16 protein-coding genes are annotated in these 19,270 nt (G+C 68.5%); 8 read left to right on the top strand and 8 right to left on the bottom strand.

Annotated elements, in window-relative coordinates:
• Window positions 1-225: 225 nt before the first annotated feature.
• The gene (locus KME80_RS26590) at window positions 226-795 is read left to right on the top strand and encodes a troponin (RefSeq protein WP_219508935.1); all 570 of its coding nucleotides are present in this window, start codon (window positions 226-228) and stop codon (window positions 793-795) included.
• On the top strand, window positions 770-3,085 hold the full coding sequence (locus KME80_RS26585; protein WP_219508933.1) for an NACHT domain-containing protein: 2,316 nt from the start codon (window positions 770-772) through the stop codon (window positions 3,083-3,085). The genes KME80_RS26590 and KME80_RS26585 overlap by 26 nt, the downstream gene beginning before the upstream one ends.
• A gap of 407 nt (window positions 3,086-3,492) precedes the next feature.
• On the opposite strand, the gene KME80_RS26580 is transcribed toward KME80_RS26585, so the two are convergent.
• Window positions 3,493-4,248: a site-specific integrase gene (locus tag KME80_RS26580; protein ID WP_219508931.1), complete on the bottom strand. Its 756-nt coding sequence runs from the start codon at window positions 4,246-4,248 to the stop codon at window positions 3,493-3,495.
• Between the two features lie 509 nt (window positions 4,249-4,757).
• Between KME80_RS26580 and KME80_RS26575 the strand changes: the two genes are divergently transcribed.
• Window positions 4,758-4,931: a hypothetical protein gene (locus KME80_RS26575; protein ID WP_219508929.1), complete on the top strand. Its 174-nt coding sequence runs from the start codon at window positions 4,758-4,760 to the stop codon at window positions 4,929-4,931.
• A 615-nt stretch (window positions 4,932-5,546) separates the two neighbouring features.
• On the opposite strand, the gene KME80_RS26570 is transcribed toward KME80_RS26575, so the two are convergent.
• Window positions 5,547-6,602: a site-specific integrase gene (locus tag KME80_RS26570; RefSeq protein ID WP_219508927.1), complete on the bottom strand. Its 1,056-nt coding sequence runs from the start codon at window positions 6,600-6,602 to the stop codon at window positions 5,547-5,549.
• A 170-nt stretch (window positions 6,603-6,772) separates the two neighbouring features.
• Here KME80_RS26570 and KME80_RS26565 point away from each other — a divergent pair, with 170 nt between their 5' ends.
• A complete protein-coding gene (locus tag KME80_RS26565; protein WP_219508926.1) occupies window positions 6,773-7,912 on the top strand; it encodes a coiled-coil domain-containing protein in 1,140 nt (379 codons plus the stop codon).
• A 250-nt stretch (window positions 7,913-8,162) separates the two neighbouring features.
• Here KME80_RS26565 and KME80_RS26560 read toward each other — a convergent pair whose 3' ends face one another.
• The 3 genes from KME80_RS26560 to KME80_RS26550 all read right to left on the bottom strand — a co-directional run bounded on the left by KME80_RS26560 (window position 8,163) and on the right by KME80_RS26550 (window position 9,523).
• On the bottom strand, window positions 8,163-8,342 hold the full coding sequence (locus tag KME80_RS26560; RefSeq protein WP_219508924.1) for a hypothetical protein: 180 nt from the start codon (window positions 8,340-8,342) through the stop codon (window positions 8,163-8,165).
• Window positions 8,333-8,725, bottom strand: a complete 393-nt coding sequence (locus KME80_RS26555) for a phenylacetate--CoA ligase family protein (protein ID WP_219508923.1) — start codon at window positions 8,723-8,725, stop codon at window positions 8,333-8,335. The genes KME80_RS26560 and KME80_RS26555 overlap by 10 nt, the downstream gene beginning before the upstream one ends.
• A 243-nt stretch (window positions 8,726-8,968) precedes the next feature.
• Window positions 8,969-9,523, bottom strand: coding sequence for a DUF305 domain-containing protein (locus KME80_RS26550; protein ID WP_219508922.1), 555 nt, complete (start codon window positions 9,521-9,523; stop codon window positions 8,969-8,971).
• Between the two features lie 830 nt (window positions 9,524-10,353).
• Here KME80_RS26550 and KME80_RS26545 point away from each other — a divergent pair.
• The 3 genes from KME80_RS26545 (at window position 10,354) to KME80_RS26535 (ending at window position 13,210) form a co-directional block, all read left to right on the top strand.
• Window positions 10,354-10,566: a hypothetical protein gene (locus tag KME80_RS26545; protein WP_219508921.1), complete on the top strand. Its 213-nt coding sequence runs from the start codon at window positions 10,354-10,356 to the stop codon at window positions 10,564-10,566.
• A gap of 1,407 nt (window positions 10,567-11,973) precedes the next feature.
• Window positions 11,974-12,579, top strand: coding sequence for a hypothetical protein (locus KME80_RS26540; protein WP_219508920.1), 606 nt, complete (start codon window positions 11,974-11,976; stop codon window positions 12,577-12,579).
• Window positions 12,572-13,210, top strand: a complete 639-nt coding sequence (locus tag KME80_RS26535) for a class F sortase (RefSeq protein ID WP_246645826.1) — start codon at window positions 12,572-12,574, stop codon at window positions 13,208-13,210. The genes KME80_RS26540 and KME80_RS26535 overlap by 8 nt, the downstream gene beginning before the upstream one ends.
• Window positions 13,211-13,232: 22 nt before the next feature.
• Here KME80_RS26535 and KME80_RS26530 read toward each other — a convergent pair whose 3' ends face one another.
• From KME80_RS26530 to KME80_RS26520, 3 genes are all read right to left on the bottom strand, one after another.
• Window positions 13,233-13,877 (bottom strand): hypothetical protein, encoded by a 645-nt coding sequence (locus KME80_RS26530; protein ID WP_219508919.1) that lies wholly within the window; start codon window positions 13,875-13,877, stop codon window positions 13,233-13,235.
• Window positions 13,878-14,421: 544 nt separating this feature from the next.
• Window positions 14,422-15,288, bottom strand: coding sequence for a P-loop nucleotide/nucleoside kinase family protein (locus KME80_RS26525; RefSeq protein WP_219508918.1), 867 nt, complete (start codon window positions 15,286-15,288; stop codon window positions 14,422-14,424).
• A 62-nt stretch (window positions 15,289-15,350) separates the two neighbouring features.
• A complete protein-coding gene (locus KME80_RS26520; protein ID WP_219508953.1) occupies window positions 15,351-15,920 on the bottom strand; it encodes a class I SAM-dependent methyltransferase in 570 nt (189 codons plus the stop codon).
• Window positions 15,921-16,601: 681 nt separating this feature from the next.
• Between KME80_RS26520 and KME80_RS26515 the strand changes: the two genes are divergently transcribed.
• On the top strand, window positions 16,602-19,193 hold the full coding sequence (locus tag KME80_RS26515) for a bifunctional acetate--CoA ligase family protein/GNAT family N-acetyltransferase (protein ID WP_219508917.1): 2,592 nt from the start codon (window positions 16,602-16,604) through the stop codon (window positions 19,191-19,193).
• Window positions 19,194-19,270: the final 77 nt, after the last annotated feature.

Genomic DNA, 19,270 nt, shown 5'->3' with positions numbered 1-19,270 from the left:
CGAAGCTCCTGGGGATGCTGTTGCTCTTGGTCGACAACGCATCTACCAGGGGCTTCTCTGCTTGTAGGTCAAGATCGAGAGCCTGCAACATGCTTGTGACCTGGCGCTTCAGGATGGAAATGGCTCACTGAGAAGGACCCCGTTGCGTGGCTGGACGCAACAATCACTCAGGAAGCCGAGAACATCAGGCGGCTCGCGGCCGAGGGCGCGAAAAAGTACATCATCGTGACGAATGTCCCGAGTACCGGTAGGCCCAGAACAGGGACGTTCGACAAGCTTAACGAAAGGTTAGCCGCCCACTCGAAGACCTTCGGCCTCGATATGAGCGCTTTGTGGCGCGAGGCGATCAACTCGATGGTTGATGCGGCATCGACCGAGCTCAAGTGGGCCTATGCCGACATGCTGGCAGGATGGGAGGTCATCCGTTATCTCCTCAGTGAGGAGACAGCAGCCAAACGGAATTCGGGCCTTCGCGACCTCCTTCGCAAGGTGGCCGCTGCACAGTGGGACAACGACGAGCGCGTCAAGTTCAGCCAAGTCGATTTGGACCGGGAACGCCTGGCCGACCTGTTCGTCGATGTGCCGGCGGACATGATCCACGTTCCCCGCCGGGCACAGGGGTTGGCAACTGACACCCACCGGCTGGGGCGGTGCCGCCTCCTACATCATCGGCAAGTCGCCCTACCCGTTCACCCTCGTGCGGGGAGCACCCGGTCAGGGCAAGTCCACGCTGGGGCAGATCGTCTGCCAGGCGTTCCGTGCCGCATTCATGCCGGCACAGACGCCCACATCTGATCTGCCGGCGACCAGCAAGCCCAGATTTCCGCTCCGGTTCGATCTCGCCGACTATGCGGCATGGATGCAAGGCTACGACGTCTTCGACAAGTCAGATGCCCTCACCATCAAGGAGAAGAAGCGGCACGCTCAGGAGGCGACCATCGAGTGCTTCCTAGCCGCCCTGATGTCGCATCTCGCAGGAGGCACCTCAGTAGCAGCTTCGGATGTACAGGATCTGTTCGACCGGGTGCCGAGCCTGATCGTTCTTGATGGCCTGGACGAGGTCGGCAGTATGGCGGCGCGCCGCCGCGTCGTGCAGGAGATCGATTTGTTCTGCTCCCGGGGCAGGGCGTACGCCGTCGAACCCCGAGTGATCGTCACCTCACGTCCCAATTCCGCCGGTCTGCCAGAACCGGATGCGGATGTGTTCGAGGTCATCTCGCTGAGTCCCCTGGATCATGCTCTGCGCGATCAGTTCCTCCGGAAGTGGTGCGCCGTGCACAACGTCCGAGGCAACGACAGCCGCACACTGCGCCGCAACTTCAACGAAAGGACTCGCGAGCCCTACATCGGCGAACTCGCCGGCCATCCGATGCAGCTGACCATTCTGCTCTACCTCCTGCGCCAGCACGGGGACGCGACACCAAGCCAACGCACCGAACTGTACGACGCGTACATGAATCTGCTCTTGGCTCGAGAGGCGAACAAGCACCCCGAGACGGTCCGGAAATATCGGACGGAACTCCTGGAGATCGTCCCGTTCCTCGGCTGGTACGTCCAGTCCCGAGCAGAGGAAGACGGTCACAGCGGGCGAATGACGCGCGACGAGGTCGAGGCCGCGATGAAGCACTTCCAGCGGACCTATGGCAAGCCCGAGAACGTGGTGGATGAACTCTTCGAGGCCGCGACCGACCGACTGTGGGCCCTGACGGGCAAGGAACAGGAGACCTACGAGTTCGAAGTGCAATCGCTGCGGGAGTACTTCGCGGCGCGATATCTGTACCGCTACGCCGGCGAGGGCGACCCCCGCTTCGACCGCACGCACGTCTTCCGTGAACTACTTCGACGGCCCTACTGGTTCAACACCGCCCGCTTCTACGGCGGCCACGCGACGGGCTCCGACCTCTATGTGCTGCAGGCGGGGATCACTCACGAGCTTACGGACAATCCCTCCAAGCATGTGCGCGTGGCATCGTGGAGCCTCATCACCGACGGCGTGTTCAACAGCCGGCCGCTGGAAGCCGCCGCGAACGTGGACGCGCTGACCGACGACCATGGCAGCAAGCTCCTGTTGGAGGCGCTCGACGACAGGGCGATAGCGACACTTCCGGACCCGTCACACGCCGGCAAGGTGTGGGAGCGCCTCACCCAAGCCATCGCCGCACACCCCAACAATCACGTTCGCATGCGCGTCATTCGCGACCTACTCGGGCAACGACGCCAGTTCGCCCGCTGGTGGATTGATCGGCTTACCCAGGCGATCGGCACCGACGACGAGATCGCCTGGCTGAGGCTCGGCGCGGCCTGCGAAGTCATCGCCGGTGATGTCATCGACATCCCCGGTCTTTCCGCCGAGGACGGTGAGCGGGCCCAGCTGATCCTCAACACCGGAGGCCTGCCCCAGAAAGGCAGCTTCCTTGAGGAGCAACTCCGTCGGGCCGTACTCGACGGCCAATGCACCGAGACGACCTCAGTGCGCTCGGAACTTGCAAGGATCGCGGTAGCCCTCAGCCCCGCCGAGTTCTACTCCTTCGGCACCCGTCCCACGCCCCAGACGCCGAAAGCGTCCTCCCCCGATCGTCGCTCACAGGCCATCCAACTCCTACGCAAGTCAGGATCGGCCCTTGCCGACGTCGCGAGCTTCCGACGATTCCAGCGCGGCGAGAAGGGCAGCACGTCCCCTGGTCCAACGCCTCCACCGCGCTGTTCCACGAGGTCGGCCGCTGCTGGCTTGTTACGGAGATCGCCGTCATCGGTGCGGCCATGCCGCTTCTTGAGGGATATACGCGTGTGCCAGGCGCACAAGCACTGGGCGCCACTGGTCACCCCGCGGCGCTCATCGCACACACCCGGGCCCATGCGCGTGACGCCATGTGGTGGCGCGACCGGCTCAAAGCGTGCGACGACGACCACTCCCTGGCCGAGTGGGCCCTTGCGCTCTGGGCGATCGCAGCAGGCGACACCATCGAGGAGCTCCTCATCGAACTTGAGCAGTGTCTCGACCGGCTCCCGAACAGGCGGCGGCGTGCCCTCCGCATCGCGGCTCTTCGCCTCGGCGAAGCCGGGCTCCTTGCAGAGCGATCAGTGACAGCCACCACCGCCAGCGGCTTGCTCGCGGAGCTGCTGGCTGCCCGAGCCGGCCGCGCAGGCACACAGGGCAGTCCAGATTGGGTGGCTCCGGCAGCCGTTCAAGAGCGAGCACCACTGGCAAGTGTTGCCCGCACAGCGAAGTGGCTCAAAGTCGATCAGGCGCCACGGTACCGATAGGCGGACCAGCGACCGCCGACCTGTCGGTTCTCAATCTCTGCGTCATGCGCCAACGCTGTGACCTGCCGGCTACCTCGGTGTCTCACACCGTGTCACACGTCGGTTGTCTCAGGCCGCGTGTCATCTCCTCGGCTTCCCAGGCGACGGCAAGCTGCTGACCTGCGGGATGACACCCGTGTGAGACTGCGAATGAGAAGGTGCACGGAATTTGGGAACCTACACGACCTCTCAGAGTCCGATGCCGTGCAGCGGGTTGTCGTTCCACTTGTCGGCCTGGTGGATGTAGCCGGCGACGACGGGCGAGCCGTCGGCCCAGCGTCCATGGCGGGTGATCGCGGACATGGGCGCGCCGGCCTTGGCGGCCGAGGTGGCGCCGCCCGCGCGCAGGCCATGTGCGGTGTAGGCATCGGCGTGGTCGAGGCCGGCGCCTGCGGCGGCCCGTTTGACGATCAAGTTGATCGACTGCGGGGTCAGCCGTTCACGACGGCCGCGCCCGGCGACGGGATGAGCGGGGGAGGCGATGCGGCCGTGCCGGTCGATCGGGCGGAACAGCGGCCCGGTCGTCACGCCGGCGTCGGCCAGGTCGGTGAGCCAGGCGCGGGTCACCCTGATGGGGCAGGTCTGCGGGTGCTGGCCGTAGGGGATGGCGACGATCTCGCCGTGGGCGTCCTGGTCGGTCTTGCTGAACGGGACGTACAGCTCCAGGCCGTCGGCGGTGAAGGTGAGGTCGTCGATGTCGATGTCGGTGATCTCCGAGCGGCGGCCCATCAGGGCGAAGCCGAGCACCAGGACGGCGCGGTCACGCCGTCCTGCGGGGGCGCCGTCCGGCAGGGCGTCGACCATCGCGCGCAGCCGGTCGACGGTGATCGGCGGAGATTTGCGGGGGCGGTGGCCCTGCTGGGCGCGCTCGCGGCGGTAGGCGCGCAGGGCCAGCCGGGCCGCGGCGGTGGCGGGTTTGGCGAGCTGGTCGTGGGCGGCCAGCACGCAGGCCAGCGCGCGGTCGATGGTGGAGGGGGCGTACTACTGGGCGGCCAGGTGGGCGACGTAGTTGGCCAGGGTCGCGGGGGTGGCGGGCAGCAGGGTGCGGCCGGTGGACTTTGGCACCAGGTGGCGTAGGCGCCGAAGTCGCGGGCGTAGGCGAGGCGGGTGTTGGCGGCCAGGCCCTGCTCGACCAGCCGGGCCGTCCGGCCGTCCAGGAGGTGCTCATGCTCATCCGGGGCGGGCGGCGCGGGGGCGGGCTCCGGGAGCCGTTCGGGGGCGCCCATACGGTTTTCCATGATCAATTTTGTGGTACTGAAGGCGGTCAGCGGGAGAAGGGGCGGCATCGGCTGCGGATCAGGCCCACTGACAGCAGGCGGGAATCCCACTGACAGCAGGTGTGCTCTCACATAACAACAATTGTGTGAGAATTCTACATGGTGCAGGTATTCATATCCGAACCGTCCGATGAGGATCGGATACGGATCGACTATGACTCTGCTAGAGTTCCGAGCGTGATCGAGGGAAGCGAGCAGGCCGGGCCGGGCAGCGGAACCGGCGAGGAGATCCCGCAGCCGGTGCAGGGGCAGGTCGAGGAGGCGGTGGCTGAGACTGGTCGTCTAGTTGTCCTGCGCGTTCGTCATTGCTTGTCACTTGATTGGTCACGTCTTGTCACTCGGCTGGCCTAGACCGTGTGCGCAATGGCCCTTATATGTAACCTTCTGACAGAACTTCTCATGTGACTGCCCTCAGCGCATTTGAATTTTCTCCTGGCATTCAAAATTACCGTTTTAGCGGAGATATGAATCTCCATTTTCTTTATTAGGTTGAGCGGGAAAGTCGGCCCTTCCGGATCCTCGCTCTCTTCATTAGGTATTATATTTTGATCGCCCGAATTTGCGGAAACACTTCTCTCCGCCGACACGGGCTCTGGGGGGCAAGTCTCCGGCCTGCAGATTTTCCAGGCAGCGGCTGTTGCCCAAGGGTGCTGAGCCTCGGCCCGACGTTCCTGGCCTGACGATCACGGATAGATACCTGGCGGCATCGTAGGACAAGTGATGACCACCACGAGGACAGTTCCGTGACCAATGCGCGCCGCACCAGTAGGTTCGTCAGGTAGTGTCCACGCTGTTGGTCACTGGTGCTCCCCCGTGTGACGCGCAGGTTCGTTCACAGCGGAAACGCAGAACTATGACAACGGGGCCGCATGTGGCCGTCAACCTGCGCACTTGTTGGGACCAGTCACCTAAGTTCCATGAGCGTTCGTCACCCTGCACACCTGCTGTTTTGCGCGTTTTGGCTGGTCAGAGCCCCACATTGCGCATGGCGTTGTCCCGCCAGCGATCCACGGCCCTGATGTATCGCAAAACCACTGGTGAAGCTGGGGCCCAGCGGCCGTGTTTGGCGATGACGGCGACCGGGACGCCGGCGGCGTAGGCGACGGTGGCGCCGCCGGCGCGCAGGCTGTGCGCGGTGACGCTGTCTGCGGCGGGCACGCGAGCGCGGACGGCGAGGTCGCGGACGATGGTGTTGACGGCGTCGGCGCCGAGCGAGGGGCCGATGGTGCCGTGCCGGTTGATGCGGCGCAGCAGCCTTCCGGCGGGGTGTCCGGCCTGGTCGAGCACGGTGAGCCAGTCGCGCCAGGCGGCGACCGGGTCGGTGAGCGGGTGGCTGCCGCGCGGGATGGCGATGGTCTCGCCGGCGGAGTCCTTGTCGGTCTTGGAGGTGCGGATGGTGACCTCGAGCCCGTCGGCGACCTCGAGCACGTCGTCGCGCTGCAGGGCGACGAGTTCGCTGCGGCGGCCCATCAGGGCCAGGCCGAGCACGAGCAGCAGCCGGTCCCTGCGCCCGATGGGGGTGTTCAGGTCGCAGGCGGACACCATGGCGCGCAGTGCGTCGATGGTGATGGGCGGGGCTTCGCGCTGGCCGCGGCCGCCGGCTTCGGCGCGATCGCGTTTGTAGGCGCGCAGCACCAGGCGGGCGGATTCGGTGGCGGGCTGGCCGGGATGGCCGGCCAGCCGGTGCATGGTGCGCACCGCGGCGATGGCCTGGTCGATGCTGGCCGGGGCCTGGCCGGTCTCGCACAGATGTGCGGTGTATTCGGCCAGCGTGTGCGCGGTGGCGGGCAGCGCGATGCGGCCGTGCGTGGCGCACCAGGCGGTGAAGGTCGCCCATTGCCGGGCGTAGGCGCGGCGGGTGTTGGCCGGCACGCCGTCGGCGATCCGCTCCTGGGTACGCGCGCTGAGCGTGTAGTCCGCGGCGGTGTGCCCGGCTTCGTGCGCGGCATTTTCCGGCAGCCGGTAAATCGGCGGCCGCTCCCCCGCCGCCGCGGCCGGCAGCGTTCCCTGCTCGTCGTGCACGCCCGTCTCCCGCCCGCCCTCGCCTGTTTCGGGCCCGTCCGGCACCGGTATGGTGCCGCGATTCTGACCCGCGATAAGGAAGGTTATCACGGGTCAGCGCCGTTACGAGTTTGCGTTTGCGAACGTACGGAACAGGTGCGATCGAACGCTACGAACGCTACCCTGTTGTCGTGGCGAACGATCAGGAAACTGTGGTGGCGGACGTGTCCACGAAAGATGACGACAAGGTCGACACCGCGACTGACAACACGACCGAGCAGCTGCGGTGCGCCGGCCCGGGCTGTGCCAAGGCCCTGCCCGGGCGCAGCAGCCGGGCCAAGTACTGCAGCGACGCCTGCCGGGCGGCCGCCTACCGGGCGCGCACCACTGCGCATGCCGCCCCCGTAGCGAACGCGCTGCTGCGCACCCAGGATCTGCTCGCGCCGCTGCTGGCGGCCGGCGAGCAGTGGCAGGCCGCCCAGGAGGCGCTGCGCGCCCAGCTCACCGAGCTGAGCAGCGGCGCGCTCGCCCAGGTCGAGGCCGCCGAACAGGCCGCCGAGGAAGCCCGCGCCGCCGCCGCGGCGGCCGAGCAGCGCGCCACCACCGCAGCTGACACCGCCACCACCCGGATCGCCGCCGCCGAGCAGGCCCGTGCCCAGGCCGAGACCGCCCGCGACCGTGCTGAGGAACGCGAGCAGGACGCCTGGCGCCAGGTCGGCGAACATCAGACCGCCCGCGCCCAGGCCGAGCAGCTCAGCGCCGACGCCGCCGACCGGCAGCGCCAGGCCGAGCTCGACCGGGACACCGCTCATCAGCGCACTGCCGAACTCACCGAGCTGTACGCCGCCGCCACAGCCCGCATCACCGAACTGGAACGGCAGGTCGGTGACCAGCAGCGCGAGCTCGCCGGCCTCCGCCGCCAATTGCAAGAGCAGGACGCCCGGACGCGGAATGCCGAGCAGGAACGCGATCAGGCCCGCGGCACCGCCGCGGCGCACGCCGAGGAGGCCGACCGGCTACGCCAGGCGCTGGGCGCCGAACAGCAGCGGCGCGAGCAAGCCGTTACTGCGGCCGCCGTGGCCGAGCAGGCCCGTACCCTCGCGGACCAGGCCCGAGCCGTCTCCCTCGGTGAGACCGAACGCCTGCGGGGCGAACTCGCCCACCTCGTTGACGCGCTCAAGAGCGCTCAGCAGCAACGCGAAGAGGCCGTCACAGCCGCCGCCGTTGCACAGGCGCTCCTGCGCGAGCAGCAATCCCATCACGTGCCTGACCAGATCGAAACAGAGACTCCTGGCAGCACGGCCGAAGCGCCAGCAGTATCGGACTCATAAGCGGCGGATCGTAGGGTTGCATCCTGTCCGTTCTGCAATGCCTCGGCCGCCGCTGTCGTGTGCATTGGTCCTCCGCTCTTGAAGCTGACCCCAGCCCCAATGTAGGAATCGATCTTGGGTGCAGCAAAGGTAAGCACAAACCCACAATCGTGATCTCGAAGGGGCATGGGTTGCGGTTTGGTGATTTACGGGCAGGTACGTCGGGTCGCCGCCACGGTGGGCGTGGTTCGGGGCTGAGGCCAGCGCGCGGTCAGCGGGTCAGGGGGATGATCCTGCGGAACTTGTCGCCGACCGACTGCTCCGGCGGTTTCTCGGCACGTTCCAGCACGACGCGCTCGACCCTGTGCCCGGCCAGCAGGCGCGACATCTCCTCGCGCACGGTCCGCCACACGTGATCGGGGCCGGCGCCGGCCGCCTGCCTCAGCCGCACCCGCAGCGTGGCCGGCGCCTCTGCACGACCTGGAACTGCGCGATGCCGGGGACGCGGTCCAGCAGCGTGCCGAACGCCATGGGGAAGATGCGGACGTGCCCGCCGCCAGCGGGGAACTCGAGCATCTCCGCCGCGCGGCCCTGCACCTGGACGGCGGGCATCGCGCTGCCGCATGGGCAGGCGTCGGGCCGCACCAGGACGTTGTCGCCCAGGTCGTAGCGGAGGAGCGGCTGGACCCGGTTGGCGAGATTGCTCAACAGGACGGTGTGCGAGGGCCGCCCCGGCGGGACGGGCCGGTGGTCGGCGTCGACCGGCTCCAGCACCACCCAGTCGGCGTTGACATGCAGCCAGTTGTGCGCGCAGCCGTAGGCGAGAACCCGCACTCGATGGCGGCGTAGGCGGAGCGGACCTGGGCGTGGAACGCGGAGGCGATCCAAGCGCGGTTTTCCGCGGTCAGCGCCTCGCCGCCGGCGATGACCATCCCCGGGTGGATGTGCAGGCGGCCGGCCTCCTGCTCGTCGGCCAGCAGCCCGAGCATGGTGGAGAAGCCGACGAGCGAGCCGGGCCTGTCTGGCCGGCGCTCTCTGCAGTAGGTGGGCTTCCTGCGGGTGCAGGATGTCGCTGGATCAGGTGCCCGTCGGTGAGGGCTTCGTGGGCGTCGGCTGGCCAGGTGTTCCCGATTGCGGCCCCGGCGTCATGCCGGGCATTTGCGGGATGCAGGGCATGTTCTGCTGTCCGAACCACTGGGTCAGGTACTGCCGCATCGTGCGGACCTCTGCCCACTGGTCGTCGCGGACCTTGCGGGCGAAGGCGGCGACCTCGGGATGCTGCGCCTGGCCATTCATGAGGAGCTGCTGGGACATCATGATCGCCATCATGTGGTGCGGGATCATGTGCTGCAGGAACGTCTTGTCGAGCTGGTCGCCGAAGAGCCCTGACAGGTCGGGCATCGTGGTCCCGCTCGGGCTCGGCGCCGGGCTCTGCCGGTACCACTGCTCCAGCCAGCCCTTCATCTGGGCGACCTCGGCGGTCTGCGTCGTGACGATCGACTGCCCGAGCTGCCGCATCTCGGGCCTGCTGGACCGTTGCAGCTGCCGGGCCGCGGTGATGGCGTCCTGGTGGTGCGGCACCATCTGGGACAGGTAGTCGTACTCGCTGGTGACGGGATGCATCTGCCTCATGCCCGGGCACGTGGGCTGCGTACCTGTAGGGCTCGGGGACGGCATCGGCGGAGATATCATGGCCGCCCCAGCGGCCCCCGACCCGGTGGTGATTGCGGCCAGGAATGCTCCAGTGACCATCGCGGTCTTCATGCAGTGTCGCTTCATGCGTCCCCCTCACGCCGACTCGACACCTCCTACGGTAGCCCCGCCGCCCCGAGCGGCCGATCGGCGGGTCCGCCGGCCCTTGACCGGAGTGCCCACGGGAGGTGGGCATGCTGCATGTGGGCGTCCAGCGCAGGCCGCCGCTTGACGGTCACGGCAGCTTGCACGGCGAATACCGCCCAGGCGCTCGCCAAGCTTGGGCATTGCCTGCCAATACCTTCCCCAAACAGGGACGAAAGCCCCTGCCGCCACAGCCGGCCGACCGCACAGGATGGAAGAGATCGAACATCCGAGGTGATGACGATGATGTGGTGGGGCTATGACCACATGAGTGGCTGGGGATACGCGCTCATGGGCCTGAGCACGCTGGTGTTCTGGGGACTGGTGGTCACCGCGATCGTGCTGCCGCCCGCCATGTGGTCCGGACCACCGGCGCGGGGCCTGCTTCCCCGCCGCCGACAGCAGAGGAAGTCCTGGCGCAGCGCTACGCACGAGGTGAGATCGGCACCGACGAGTACCGCTCCCGGCTGGACACCCTGCGAGAGGGGCGGGACCACCCGGTTCTCCGCTGACCCGAGAACACTCTCGAAGCGCCTGTGATCAACCTCTGAGACGGGGCCACGTCTCCCGCCTCGAGGTCCCAGGCCCGGGTACCAGGCCCGGCGACCGCAGGCGCCAGGAGCGACATGAGCAGGCATCAGGGCCCCACCTGCCGACTGATCGTGCATCTGAGCGGCATCGACTGGAGCGACGATCGCGAGAGAGCCACAGCCAAGCTGCTCGCGCAGCCTGGCGTTCTTGCAGTCGAGGTCGACTATGCGCATCATGAGCTGCCAGACCTGAGGAACTGGCTGATCAAGGAAGCGACAAGCCGCGAGCAGGACGGCGAGGACCCATGAGGCGGACCGGCATCCTGCGCTCGGCTACCGCCCCTGGTGAGCTCGCGCCTCATCTCCTCCTGCCGCGGCTGGCCCTGATGGCGGCAGCGAGGATGCCTGCGGGGCCGGGTGCGGTGGAGTGAACGAGGCAGCGAGAAAGGTGCCCGCGCAAAGCACGGTGGCATGAGCTTCGGACGAGCGTTGTGCTCGCAGATCGCACCGTGAGCGAGAGGCTTGTGGGGTCTGTCTGAGCCGCTCAGCCATATACCCCCTGCGGGAATCGCGGGAGGCTGGTGTTTGTGCTGGTCACGGGTAGCAGATGCCTTGCAGGCAGCGGCGCCCCGGGCGACAGGACAAGGCTTGGCCGTCTCCCGCTGTGACGGTCAACCTCAAGGAAGCCATGAACCATCAGCATCTGATGCTGGCGGGTATCGCCGCACGGGTGGCGATCGCGGCAGGACTCCGGCGAGCACGGGCCTGCTCGTGCTCGCGCTGCGGGTTTGCCCCTTGGTGATGCTCATGATGATGCGCGGCAGGGGCGGGCGTGACACCACCAGTCGGCGCGGGGCGAACCATGAAGATCAGGATGACGGCGGCGGGGATCGCGGCGACCGGACCGGTGTCTCATGACCGCGCTCGACTGGATCGTCGTTCTACTGTCAGACGCGCTGCCGGCTTCCTGGCCTGGTACTTCTTCGGGCCGCGCGCCAGCCGGCCAGCGAAGCTGCAGGAGGCAATACAAGAAGCCGAGATCGTGGTGCGTGGCGGCTACTCCCCGGAGGTGTCCAGGTCCGGCAGGGCATCCGCTGCGGCTGGTCTTCGACCGGCGCGAGAGCGGCGAGTGCACGTCCCGGATGATCCTTCCCCGACTTCGGCATCAGCCGGTCGCTGCCGCCTTCGCCAAGAGCCTCGTGGAGCTGGATCCCCGACAGGCCGGGCAGTACCGTTTCTCCTGCGGCGAGAACATGGTGCACGACGGTTGATCGTCGAACCGGACGACAGCCGCTCGCCCACGCCACCCCAGTCGCCAGGCGCCGTCCCGGGTGCCAGAACCGGCCGCACCGCCAGCCTCGGCGGCGTCCTGCCCAACGTTGAACGCGTCGACGTACTGCCGTACCACCGGATGGCCCTGCACAAGCACGAACGCCTGGGCCTGCCCTACCCCCTCGCTGGCGTCGAGCCCCTGGTCCAAGTGCTGCTGGACCCTGTCCGGGGCCAGTTCCAGGCGTACGGGTGTACGCCGTCTGACGGGGCGCTCTCCGATCAGAGGACGAAGTCACCGGTTCGCCACGCCCGTCACTCATCGCCAGAGCCATGTGCCTCGCCGAGAAGGGCCCAACGGCCCCGAACCCCGGACCTTGGCCTCTGACTCCCTCCGGCACACGGTCGTGAACTGAGAAGTGAGAACAGCGCCTCAAGGAGGGAATCATGAACCGGATCGTCATGGCAACGCTGGCCGGGGTCGCAGCCGGTGCACTGGCCACCGGCACGGCCCTCGCCACCACGCCGCCCCCGAGTCCGACCGGAACCTCGACGCCCACCACCAGCCAGACGGTCACTGTCGCGCCGACGGCCACCCCGCCCACCACCACCCCGCCCACGATGACACCCCCCATCACGCAGCCGCCGACCACGCCGGCGGTCAAGGCGAAGATCACCGTGACGCCTCAGTTGGTCACCACGCGAGGCGCATGGATCACGATCACCGTCGTCGCACCGAACGGAACCGACAAGGCCGTCGTCGAGTCGCGGGCCTTGGGCCGGCACGAGCTCAAGGGCAGGACCGAACTCACTGTCCGTACCTTCACGGACCTCGCCCCCGGCGTCTACCCCGTGTCGCTGTACCTGAACGGCACCGGACCCGACGCGGAGACTTCGCTCCGCGCGGTCTTCCCCAAGCCGATCGGACCGGCCAAGACCGGCGACGGTGCCACGCAGCCCGAATCCGGCCGAGCCGCTGTCGGTCTCGGCCTGATCGCGGCGGGCGGGCTCGCCACGGCGGCGGCGCTGCGGCGTCGTTCGGACCATGCCTGAGCGCGGTCCGGGCGGCCGCACCTGGGTGGTCGCCTGGGCGGTTCTCGCTGTCCTGCTCGTCGGCACCGGTCTGTTCCTGGTCCTGTCGCCGCGACCGGGGCCGCCATCGGCAATGCCGCAGCACCCCGCGGCGACCTCCGCCGGCGCGCCGCCTGCCGCCGCGTTGCCGAGATCCGTCCCCACCCGGCTGCGCGTCCCGGCCATCGGCGTGGACGCGCAGGTCGTCGCGATGGGACTCAACCCCGACGGCACGGCAGGTGAACCGCCGCTGAGCCGGCCGGATCTGGTGAGCTGGTTCAGTGACGGCGCCGCTCCAGGGCAGATCGGTGTGTCCGCCTTCTACGGGCACGTCGATTCCAGGCGCAGCGGCCCCGCCGTCTTCTACCGGGTCGCCCAGCTCACCCCTGGCGCGGCCGTCCAGGTGTCGCGGCGGGACGGCCGGACAGCCACGTTCGAGATCTACGCCGTCGAACGGTACGCCAAGACCGACTTCCCCACCGACCGCGTCTACGCTCACACTGGCAGGTCGGAGATCAGGCTAATCACCTGCGGCGGCACCTTCGACCCCGCCAAGGGGTCCTACCGCGACAACATCGTCGCCTTCGGCTCCCTTGTCACGCCCCGGCCGTGAGGAGTACGCGAGGGAACCACGCTCAGGACATGGCGCTGCGGCAGCGTGGACGCGAGAACGTGAGCACCGCAGCGCAGTCCCTGATCATGAGGGACGCTTCACGCGCGGACACGATGACGCCGCCTCCCGCCCCCTCAACGTGGTCGGTGAGAATCAGCCATGGGCGTCGCCGACGGAGCGTGAAGCTGCGGGTGCCGCCCGGGCGTAACGGGCGAATGTGGCTGCGCCGCAGGCTGAGTTTCCGTTCAAATGCGTCTCGCCGAAGGGTTTCCCCAGGGCATGGCGGATGAAGTCGTGTGGCCTGAACGACTGTGACACGGGCGGCGTACACGCGGTGCGCCTTGCGTTCGGTCGGGCCGGCATCGGCAAGGGCGGCGCTCTGCTCCAGCGCGGCGCGGTGGAGTGCGAGCGGGGCCGTGATGCGGACCGAGTAGCCGTGGCCGCTTCGGATGGTCTGGCCGGAGGCGAGGGCCTGGCGGACGGTTTCATCACCAGTGGTACGCAGGTGACCGGCGAGCAGTCCCGGCAGATCGAGGGTCGCGTCCGTGTCCGATACGGCGGCCAGGACGGAGGCCATCATTTTGGTGCCGAGGTCGTCGCTGGTCAGGTCGATGCCGGACAACAGTCCGAATTCGACGCGCAGGTGGAGGCCGCGGCGGATGAGCACTGGGCGCCGGGCGAGGATGTCGGCGACGGAGCGGAACAGTCGGGCGGCGCCGGCGATACGGGTGGTGTCGCCGATGGCGGCCTCGTGCAGCAGTGTGGTGAAGCCCGCGCGGTCGCGGGAGAGTTGCCGGCGAGGTGGCGGGGTCTTCGTAGACGGGGGCGCCCGCGGCCAGCAGGGCGGTGAGGGCGTGCCGCTGGCGGGCGTCGGTCTGCTTGTCGGTGGAGTGCCGCAGATGGACCAGGTCAGCCACGCCCGGCATCTGCGGAGTGGTCGCTGGTGAAGGGGATCTCCGTGCCGTTGTCGTTGGCGCGCTTGACCAGGCCATCGTGTTCCCTTCCCGAAGGTCGGCCTTGTGGTAGCCGGTGAGTGTCTGCGACGGCGCTAAGGGAGGAAAGGGGAGGCAGGGAAGCCCGTATCGGCTTCCATTGGATCGATCGGCCGTTTCCGCAGGTGGCGGACAGCGGCTTGATTGGATCCCCCTACGGGGGCGAAATCGACCGATTATGCCCCCACGAGGTTTCATACTGAGGTTGTGATCAGGCCCTTATCGCGCTGCCGGGGCCGCGATCATGGTCGGCCGGAGACTCGCCCGGCGGAAGACCTCTCGGGCGTGCACGAGCATCGCTGGTTGTGTCAACGACATGTGACAGCCGTTTGCCGGTCTGCTGCGACAGCGATCGTTTAGCTGTGCTCCGAGATGACCCTTACCGATCATGAGAGCAGCCGCTCGGGTCCTGCCGCGTCGCATGATGGTTGATCTGCGCTGCCAACCAGGCGCAATCGACGGCCGGCTTGTGTCGACCATGACGGTGGGGATGAGGCCCAGCGGTTCAGCCTTCGCCGCCCACGTCTGCCAATCGTCAGCCAAGCGCCGCTCGTCCTGGTAAAGGGCACTTCGTCGTCGACTCGCGTAACGTTCCCTGGTGACCTCGGCGGGCACATCGCACCAGACTTCCACGGCCCGGTCAGCTCGCGTGCTCTCGATCCCGGCCTTCGCGTGCAGCAGGTCACGCGGCCGAAACCACCACGAGTCGACTACCACGCTTCCCGGGATAGCACGCGCCAGTGCCCATACCGTTTCCATGGCGATGCCGCCGAACCCAGGGATGGACGCGACGTCGTCCACGCACGTCTCCAACGCCTCCTTCACGGAGTCCTTCGACAGCAGTCGCGCGCCCAGTTGCGCGGCCAGGGCTCTGCCCAAGGTCGACTTTCCGGACCCAGGTAGGCCGTTCACCAGCACCAAGAGTCTGTCCATCCGATTATGATGCCGGGCCCGTAAAGAGAGCGGAATCTGCTCCAACCGTTCTGGCCGGATCGCAGTGGTGAGTATTGATGCGCTGGGTGCGCGGACCCCGCGGATCTTAAGCAGGGTGACGTAGCCTCGGTCGTCGGGCAGCGTGGTGCCCACGCGGCGCTGCCACCCTTGCCGATTCCCACTGTCATGGTGAGCGCGGCGGCGCACGCGGGTGTTCAAACCTCGCAGCGGATCGCGAGCACGCTGAGCCACGTACGGTGGGTGGCACTGTCGGCGTGCTCGCGTACCTCGAAGCCGATCTCGGCGAGGACAGCGAGCAGCGTGCGCGGCTTGCGGTGTACGAACCAGCGCAGGAGCCCTTCGTCGTGCGGGACCGGCGCCCAGACCTCGCCGTCGCCGATCGAAGTGCTCAGCCCGAGCACGCCCCCATGGCGCAGAGCTGCATGCCAGGTGCGCAGCGTGGAGACGGTCTCTGCGGCCGGTACGTGGAGGAGGGCCGCGACCGACCAAAGCCCTGCCAGCGAGCCGGGAGCCAGTGGAGGGCGGCGCAGGTCGCCCAGAGCCACGGGAACGCCGCAGTCGGCGGCCAATGCAGCCATGGCGGCCGAGCGGTCCACCCCTACCGGGAAGAGCCCCTGCTCTCGGAACCAGGCAGCGTCCCTTCCCGGGCTGCAGCCTAGGTCGGCGACGCGTCCTCCGGCGGGCAGCGCGGCAGCGAAGCGTGCTCGAAAGGCGCGGAACGCGGTGTCGGGATTCTCGGAGCGGGGGGCGAAGAAGGGGGCGATGCGGTCGTGCTAGCGATGGTCCGGGCGGTGGGATCTTCCATCCTGCGGATATTGTCAGGTTTGGACGGCTAGAGAATGTCTTCTTCCCAATCCGGCTCATCGGAGTTGCGGAGCTGACGGACGCCGGCGGGGCCAAGGTCGGGCTGGGCAAAGGAGTAGGTGCCGATCACGTTGCCGGTCTCCGGCGTCGGCGGCCGACCGTCACGTGGCCGCCCGCCGCCCGCACTCATTCGGCCTCTCCCGCAGGTGCAACCAAGTAGCGCGCGCCATCGTACGAGGTGACCACGAGGTTGACGCGCTGGACGGCGCCGCTGCGGCGGCCCGGGACCTTCAGCAGGGTCACGTACCGAGGGCTGGCCCCGAGCCTGGTGGGCATCCAGCCCAGCAGCCGCTGTAGTCAACGGGCGTGAGGAACCCCTGGAGCGGCCGCGGTACTCGGACCGCAGAAGGCCAGCGTGCTTGATCAACCATATCGTCCTCCTTCCGATCGAATCCTGCGCCGCGCTCGGCGAGCGGGGCAGAGGCGAAAGGCATGCCCGGCCGAGCCGTACGCCCCGGCACCCGTGAGACGCTGTGCGATCCGACCATGACGGGGTAGGCGGGACTTTCGGCCACCGGGCACAGGGCCGTCCGGCACTGCTCACCGGACTGCTCGCCGGACAGCCTGAAGGTGTGACGAACATGATCGAGGGTTACGATGTCCTGCTCCGCGACGGCGGCATCGCCCACGTGCGCCTGCTGCGCCCTGCCGACCGGCAGGCCCTGCACGAACTGGTGGACCGCTCGTCGGAACGCTCGGCATACCTGCGTTTCTTCACCGGCGGCCGGAATACCGCGCACTCTTACATGGACCGCATCACCGGCGACGCCTATCGCGGGCACGCCCTGGTCGCCGACCTGCGCGACCGGCTGGTGGCGGTCGCCGAATACATCCCCTCCGGCGACGGCACCGCCGACCTGGCCATCCTCCTGGACGACACCGTGCACGGCCACGGCCTGGGGACGCTGCTTCTGGAGCACATCGCGCTGGACGCGGCCGCGAACGGCGTCCGTGAGCTGGTAGCCGACGTGCTCGCTGAGAACCGGCCCATGCTGCGGGTGCTGAAGGACCTCGGCCTGGAACTGTCGCAGCGGTCCGATGGCGGCACCCTGCACCTCGACATCGCCGCCGAGCTCACCCCCCGGCTGAAAGAGGCCATCGCGGCCCGCGACCACGAGGCCGGGAGGGCGTCGCTGGCCCGGGTTCTGGAGCCGCGTTCCGTCGCGGTCGTCGGCGCCGGCCGTGATGAGCAGAAGGTCGGGCACAAGGTTCTGCGCAACCTGCTCGACGGCGGATTCCCCGGGGCGATCCACCCCGTCAACCCGCACGCCACCCAGATCGCCGGGCTGACCTGCCATGCCAAGGTGCCCCAAGGCGTGGACCTGGCGGTGGTGGCGGTGCCGGCCAGGCACGTGCTGCAGGTGGCGCGCGACTGCGCGGCGGCCGGTACGGCCGGACTGGTCGTGGTGACCTCCGGGTTCGCCGAAGCCGGACAACCCGGGGCGGAAGCGGAGCTGCTGCGGATCTGCCGCACGGCGGGGATGCGCCTGATCGGGCCGAACTGCCTGGGCGTGATCAACACCCACACCCGGCTGAATGCCAGCTTCCTACCTCATCATCCCGTCCCCGGCCGGGTGGCGTTGATGTCGCAATCCGGCGCCGTCGGCGCCGCCCTGCTCGATCGGCTGGCGGTCTCGTCGTTCGTGTCGGTCGGCAACAAGGCTGACGTCAGCGGCAACGACCTGCTCGAATACTGGGAGGACGACGACGGCACCGATGTGATCGCGCTGTATCTGGAGTCGTTCGGCAACCCGCGCAAGTTCGCCCGCATCGCGCGCCGGGTCGGCGCGCGCAAGCCGATCCTGCTGGTCAAGAGCGGCCGCAGCGGCGCCGGGGACCGGGCCGTACGCTCGCACACCGCCGCGGCGGCCACGCCCGACGTGGCGGTGGACGCGCTCACCCGCGCCGCCGGCGTCATCCGGCTCGACAGCGTCCACGAGCTCATCGACGTCACCAAACTGCTGGCCGCCCAGCCGCTGCCGGCAGGGCGGCGAGTCGCGATCGTCGGCAACTCCGGTGGGCCCGAGGCCATGGCTGCCGACGCCTGCGAGCGGCACGGGCTTACCGTCCCCGAGCTGTCGCCGGGGCTGCTGAAGACGCACGCCGCGGCCGCGCTGGGCAATCCGGTCGACCTGACGGCCGACGCGCCCGCGGCCGAGATCGGTGCGGCCATCGCGGCGCTGGCCGCGTCATCCGAGGTGGACTCGATCCTGGTGGTCTATACCCCGCCGTTCGGCGACGGGCTGGAGGCTACCTGTCAGGCGATAGCGCGGGCGGCCTCGACGACGGACAAGACCGTGCTGGCCTGCCTCGTCGGCCACGACGACCTCATCGACGGTCGCATCCCCGGGTACGCCTTTCCCGAGCAGGCCGTTCAGGCGCTGTCCCGGGCGGTGGAGTACGCCGAGTGGCGCCGGCGTCCCATGGAAGCTCCCGCCCCCGAGCCCCAGGTGGACAAGATGAGGGCGCACGAGATCATCGAGGCGGAGCTGGCGGCGCGCCCGGACGGCGGCTGGCTGTCGCCGTCCGCCACGGCCGGACTGCTGGTCGCCTACGGCGTCAGCCTGGCCGAGTCCGTGGACGTGGCCGGACCCGAGGCCGCGGCCGAAGCCGCCGCGCGCGTCGGGCTGCCTGTCGTGCTCAAGGCCGTGGGCCCGGTGCACAAGAGCGACGTGGGCGGTGTCCGGCTGGATCTGCGCACCGCGCACGAGGTGAAGCACGCCTACCGCGAGATGTCGGCGCGCATCGGTGAGGCGATGACCGGCGCCATCGTCCAGCGCATGCTGCCTGCCGGAGTCGAGATCATCCTCGGCGGCGTCAACTATCCCGCGTTCGGCCCGCTGGTCATGGTCGGCATGGGCGGGGTGATGGCCGACCTGCTGGCCGACCGCGCCTTCCGGGTGCCACCCGTCACCGACGCACCCGACATGATCAGCGAACTGCGCTGCGCTCCCCTGCTGCGTGGCTATCGCGGCTCGCCCGCCACGGACGTCGAAGCCCTGGCGGACCAGGTCACGCGGATCGGCCGACTGCTCGCAGACCTGCCTCAGGTGGCCGAGCTGGACCTCAACCCCGTCATCGTCACACCGGACGGCGCCACCACGGTGGACGCGCGCATCAGGGTCGCGCCCGCGACGCCGCCGCCATCGGCGTTGCTGCGCCGGATGCGCTGACCAACGCCGTCCCGCCCGGGACTTCCGTCCCTGCCGGGTGACCTGAGCCGGCGATGGGATGGAGGCAAGGCCGTAGG

Source organism: Nonomuraea ceibae (assembly GCF_019396325.1).
Lineage (GTDB): Bacteria > Actinomycetota > Actinomycetes > Streptosporangiales > Streptosporangiaceae > Nonomuraea > Nonomuraea ceibae.
This window is presented reverse-complemented; position numbering and strand designations above follow the sequence as displayed.